Annotated in this window: 7 protein-coding genes; 5 read left to right on the top strand and 2 right to left on the bottom strand. The window is 28.3% G+C overall.

Annotated features, from left to right (window positions below; genetic code table 11):
• From ACRC28_RS16990 to ACRC28_RS16970, 5 genes are all read left to right on the top strand, one after another.
• Positions 1–1,011: galactokinase (locus tag ACRC28_RS16990; RefSeq protein WP_438544635.1), on the top strand; the 1,011-nt coding region annotated here is incomplete at its 5' end.
• 91 nt (positions 1,012–1,102) lie between these two features.
• Positions 1,103–2,584 (top strand): UDP-glucose--hexose-1-phosphate uridylyltransferase, encoded by a 1,482-nt coding sequence (locus ACRC28_RS16985; protein ID WP_438544634.1) that lies wholly within the window; start codon positions 1,103–1,105, stop codon positions 2,582–2,584.
• Positions 2,585–2,594: 10 nt separating this feature from the next.
• On the top strand, positions 2,595–3,632 hold the full coding sequence (locus tag ACRC28_RS16980; protein WP_438544633.1) for an aldose epimerase family protein: 1,038 nt from the start codon (positions 2,595–2,597) through the stop codon (positions 3,630–3,632).
• A 98-nt stretch (positions 3,633–3,730) separates the two neighbouring features.
• Complete coding sequence (locus tag ACRC28_RS16975; protein WP_438544632.1) at positions 3,731–4,255, top strand: dihydrofolate reductase family protein; 525 nt, start codon at positions 3,731–3,733, stop codon at positions 4,253–4,255.
• Positions 4,256–4,423: 168 nt separating this feature from the next.
• Complete coding sequence (locus ACRC28_RS16970; protein WP_438544631.1) at positions 4,424–4,831, top strand: hypothetical protein; 408 nt, start codon at positions 4,424–4,426, stop codon at positions 4,829–4,831.
• A gap of 81 nt (positions 4,832–4,912) precedes the next feature.
• On the opposite strand, the gene ACRC28_RS16965 is transcribed toward ACRC28_RS16970, so the two are convergent.
• On the bottom strand, positions 4,913–5,179 hold the full coding sequence (locus ACRC28_RS16965; protein ID WP_438544630.1) for a hypothetical protein: 267 nt from the start codon (positions 5,177–5,179) through the stop codon (positions 4,913–4,915).
• Between the two features lie 50 nt (positions 5,180–5,229).
• A partial coding sequence (locus tag ACRC28_RS16960) for a GNAT family N-acetyltransferase (protein ID WP_438544636.1) occupies positions 5,230–5,399 on the bottom strand: 170 nt, incomplete at its 5' end.

Genomic DNA, 5,399 nt, shown 5'->3' with positions numbered 1-5,399 from the left:
TTTGCGGTTACTAGAAAGAGAGAGGATAATAAGGTAAGACTTTATTCTTTAAACTTTGAGGAAGAAGGAGTTAAAGAATTTTCAATTGAAGATTTAAAAAATATAAAGGAAGATGCATGGGCAAATTATCCTAAAGGTGTAATTTGGGCATTCAAAGAAGCCCGTTACAAGATAGAAAAAGGCTTTGATGCAATAATTTATGGAACTATTCCAAATGGTTCAGGACTTTCATCTTCAGCTTCATTAGAGCTTTTAATAGCAGAAATAGTTGACTATTATTCTGATTTAAATGTAGATATGGTAGATAAGGTAAAATTATCTCAAAAGGCTGAAAATAAGTTTATAGGTGTAAACTGTGGAATTATGGACCAGTTTGCAATTGGAATGGGAATGGAGAATAAGGCAATATTCCTAGACACAAATACTTTAAAATATGATTTAGTAGATTTTAATCTTGAAGGAATAAAAATAGTTATTGGAAACACAAATAAAAGAAGAGGGCTTGCAGATTCTAAGTACAATGAAAGAAGAAGTGAGTGCGAACAGGCTTTAGAGGATATTAAAAAAGTAATGGATATAAATACTCTTGGAGAGCTTGATGAAGAAAGTTTTGAAAAGGTTAAAGAGAATATTGAAAGTGAAGTGTCTAAAAAACGTGCAAAGCATGCAGTTTATGAAAACAGAAGAACTATAAAGGCAGTAGAGCTTTTAAATAAGGGTGATATAAATGCCTTTGGAAAGCTTATGAATGAGTCCCATGAATCACTTAAGGTTGATTATGAGGTAACAGGACTAGAGCTTGACACCTTAGCAGAGCTTTCTCAAAAAGAGGAAGGTGTAATTGGAGCTAGAATGACTGGTGCAGGTTTTGGTGGATGTACAATAGCTTTAGTAAAAGAAGAGTTTGTAGAAAAGTTTATTGAAAATGTAGGAAAAGGATATAAAGAAGTTGTAGGATATGATGCAAGCTTTTATGTAGTATCAGCATCATTTGGAACTAGAAAACTTTAATTATAAAAATATGACAGCTAAGTCGTATTAAAGAAAGAGCTGTTCAAAATTTTGGATAGCTCTTTAAATTTTAAAAGAGGGTGTGTAATTTATGGAGAAAATATATAACAGTATAGATAATTTAATAGATTATGGAATAAAAAACAACCTTATAGATAAGCTAGATAGGGTTTTTATAAGAAATAAGCTTTTAGAAATATTAGAGCTTGATGAATATAAGGAAGGAAATTTAAAAGACTTTAGTGAAGATATTGAAGAGATACTAGAAGGGTTTTTAGAGTATGGAATAAATAGAGGAATCCTTGAAGATACATCTTTAGAAAGAGATTTATTCGATACAAAAGTAATGGGAGTACTTATAGGAAGACCTTCAGAAATTATAAAAGAGTTTAATAGAAAATACATGGAAAATCCAGAGTTAGCTACTGATTTTTATTATGATTTAAGCAGAAAATCTAACTATATAAGAGTAAATAGAGTATCAAAGGATTTAAAATGGAAAACAAATACTGAGTTTGGAGAGCTTGATATTACTATAAATATGTCAAAACCAGAGAAGGACCCAAGAGATATAGCAAAAATGGCAAAGATAAAGAAAAGCTCATATCCTAAATGCTTGCTTTGTAGAGAATGTGAAGGATATAGAGGAAACTTTAATTATCCTGCAAGAGGAAATCATAGATTAATTCCTGTTGAGTTAAATAAAGAAAATTGGTTTCTTCAATACTCGCCATATGTGTACTTTAATGAGCATTCAATAATATTAAAAGAAGAGCATAGCCCTATGGTTATAAATCGCAGAACTTTTATAGAACTTTTAGATTTTGTAGATAAATTCAATCATTATTTTATAGGTTCAAATGCTGATATTCCTATAGTAGGAGGCTCAATTTTATCACATAATCATTATCAAGGTGGTAGATATAAGTTTAGCATTGATGATGCTAAAGTTTTAGAAACCTTTAAAATAAAAGGATATGAAGATGTAATAGTAGAAAAGATAAAATGGCCTTTATCAGTAATAAGAGTAAGAGGAAAAGATAAGGAAAAGCTAGTAGATTTTGCAGAAATGGTTTTAGAAAAATGGATTGGATATTCTGATGAAAGCTTAGATATTTTAAGCTATACAGAAGAAAGACATAATACAATAACTCCAATAGGAAGAATGAGAGAAGGCTTATTTGAGCTTGATTTAGTTTTAAGAAACAACAGAACAACAGAGGAATATCCTTTTGGAATCTTCCATCCTCATGAAGAACTTCATCATATAAAGAAAGAAAATATTGGACTTATTGAAGTTATGGGACTTGCAGTTCTTCCAGCAAGATTAAACGAAGAAATGGAATGGATGATTGAATATCTTTTAGATAAAAAAGTTACAGGAAATATAGAAAATCATAAATTATGGCTTGAAGAAATTAAAGAAAAGCATGAGTTTAATGAAGAGAATATAAGAGAAATACTAAGAAATGAAATAGGATTAGTATTTAAAACTGTATTAGAGCATTGTGGTGTATTTAAAAATGATGAAAAGGGAGCAGAGGGCTATAGAAGATTTATAGAAAAGCTATAAGGAGAAAATAATGAAAATAGTAGAAAATATTATTGGAAAATTTAAAGGGATAGATGTAAAGAAATATACAGTAGACAATGAAAAAGGCTTTTCAGTTTCAATCTTAAACTTAGGGGCAACAATAACTGAAATAAATACATTAGATAAACATGGAAACAGTGAAAATATAGTTTTAAGCTATGAAAATGAAGAAGTATACTTCCAAAATCCATCATACTATGGAGCAACGGTTGGAAGAACCTCAGGAAGAATTGAAGGTGGGAAATTCACCTTAAATGGAGAAATATATAAACTATTCAAAAACTATGGAGTAAACAGTGGACATGGCGGAGAAATAGGCTTTAATAAAAGGATTTTTGAGGCTCAAACAAAGATAAATGAGAAAAGCATTAGCGTAATATTCACTAGAGAATCTAAAGACATGGAAGAAGGTTATCCTGGAAATTTAAAAGTGAAAATTGAATATGAAATATTTGAAGATAATAGGATTTTATTTAAGGTAAATGGAAAAAGTGATAAAGATACATTAATGAATATAACAAACCACAGTTACTTTAACCTATCAGGAAATTATAAAAGAGACATATTAAACCATACACTAGAAATGAATACAGATAAATTCTTAGAGATAGATGAATATGGTGGAGTAACAGGAGATATAAAAGAAGCTATAGAAGAGTTTGACTTTAATATAGAAAAAGAAATAGGAAAAGATATAAACAAAGAAAATCCACAACTAAAATTAGGCTATGGATATGACCATCCCTTTATGTTTAAAGACGAAGGAAAAGTTATATTAAAAGATAATGAAAGTGGAAGAAAATTAACTATAAAAACAGACTATCCATCAGTAGTAGTATATACTCAAAACTTTATAGACAGTGAAAAACTAAAGTATGAGGTAAAAAGCAAAAAGAGAAATGGAATATGCTTAGAAGTTCAAAACCCTCCAATAGGTTATAAAGAGAAATTTAAAGAGCATTCCATATTAAAAAAAGATGAAGAGTACAATAAAAAGACAGAATATATATTTGAAGTAATAAATTAGAGCAAAGGCTATCAGCAAGAAAAAGTTGATAGCCTTTATTTATAAAAAAATATGGTATAGTAATATAAAAGAAATTATGTAGAGAAAGGAAGAAAAAGATGAGAAAAATAATATTAAATTTAGCAGTTAGTTTAGATGGATATATAGCAAGTGAAGATGGGGGATTTGACTGGATAGTAGGAGATGGAAATGAATCGTTAAATACTGAAAAAGCATTTGAATTTAATGAGTTTTTAGAAGATATAGACATAGTAGTTATGGGGGGAAATAGTGCAAGACAGGGATTTTTTAATGATTACGAAGATAAGAAAGTTTTTATTTGTACAAGTGAAGAAGTAGAAGATAGAGATAATTTAAGATTCATAAAAAAAGAAAATATTATATCTGAAGTTTTAAAAAAAAGAGAAAAGGAAGGAAAGGATATATACCTTTTTGGTGGAGGAATATTAATAGATAGCTTTATAAAAGAAGATATTATAGATGAATACATAATAGCAACCATTCCAACAATACTAGGAAAAGGAATACCATTATTTTTAAAAGATAATCCTAAGATAGACTTAACATTAAAAGAGTACTTTGTAAATGATGGAATAATAGTTTCTAAATACGTAAAAAGGTAGATGAAAAGCACTAGGAAAGTAATGAAGTTTCCTAGTGCTTTTTATAAATGCTTATTAAAATTTTAATATTTTACTTAGGAAAAAACAAGAAAATATTTACAAGAGATAAATAGTAATATATACTATATTTAAGGGTATTAAATAAACAAAGGGTAAAAGGTGAGGGAAATGTTTTGTGGAGTTTGTGGGAAAAAATTATTAAATGAAAATGAGTTGATTTGTCCAGGATGTCATGGACGTGTGAAAAATGATTTAAATTATTGCACTAGCTGTGGAGACGTAAAGAACGGAAAAAAGAAATGTAAGTCTTGTGGAGAAAAATACTATAATACTAAAAAGGTAGGAGGTAGAAGATTTACTTCTGATAGAATATATTCATTATTTTTTTCAGTTACTTGGACTATGATATCACTACAAGGTCTTTTAAGTAGCATATTTGCAGAAAAAGGAATATATATTGAAGGGAATTATGTAAGTGTTATGGAAAGAAAAGCTAATATTCCAATAGAGATAATGATGTTAGCATTTGGCGTATTCATGATAGTTAATGATATAAGAGGAAGAAAATATAGATAAGATTATAGAAAATAAAGCACTAGGAGAAATTTTCCTAGTGCTATTTTAATGCAATATTATTTAGCTAGTTTTAAACAGGTATTAAAGCTTGTTTATTATAAAAATTGCTTCATCATATGAATTTTTATGAACGTAAACATAATAATTATATGATAAATCATTATTCTCACCAAAAGTTCCGACACGAGCTCTAGAGGTATCCATTATTGATGAACTATTTCTATTAACAACTTTATAAGTATATTTAATATTATTATTAGATAAGCTATCACGAACTAGATTAAAGTCTAAGATTGATGTTCCTTCATAAATTTTTTTTCTATTTAAAATAAATGATAAAAATTTCATAAGCTCACACCTTTAATTTTTTTGTATAGGATTAATCATAAATATTTAGCTTAAAGTTGAAGTTCCATTCGGATGTTTCTGTTGGTCATCCCGAGTGCTTTATAAAATTTGATTGCATCTTTATTAAAGTCCCAAACAACTAATTGGATTAAATCACTTTCATTTTTCTTAGCATCTTCAATAATATGATTAAAGAGCATTTTTCCAAGTCCCTGTTTTG

This window comes from Clostridium sp. (assembly GCF_051650885.1).
Taxonomy (GTDB): Bacteria; Bacillota; Clostridia; order Clostridiales; family Clostridiaceae; genus Clostridium.
The sequence above is the reverse complement of the archived record's forward strand: the minus strand, read 5'-3'. Positions and strand labels throughout refer to the sequence as shown.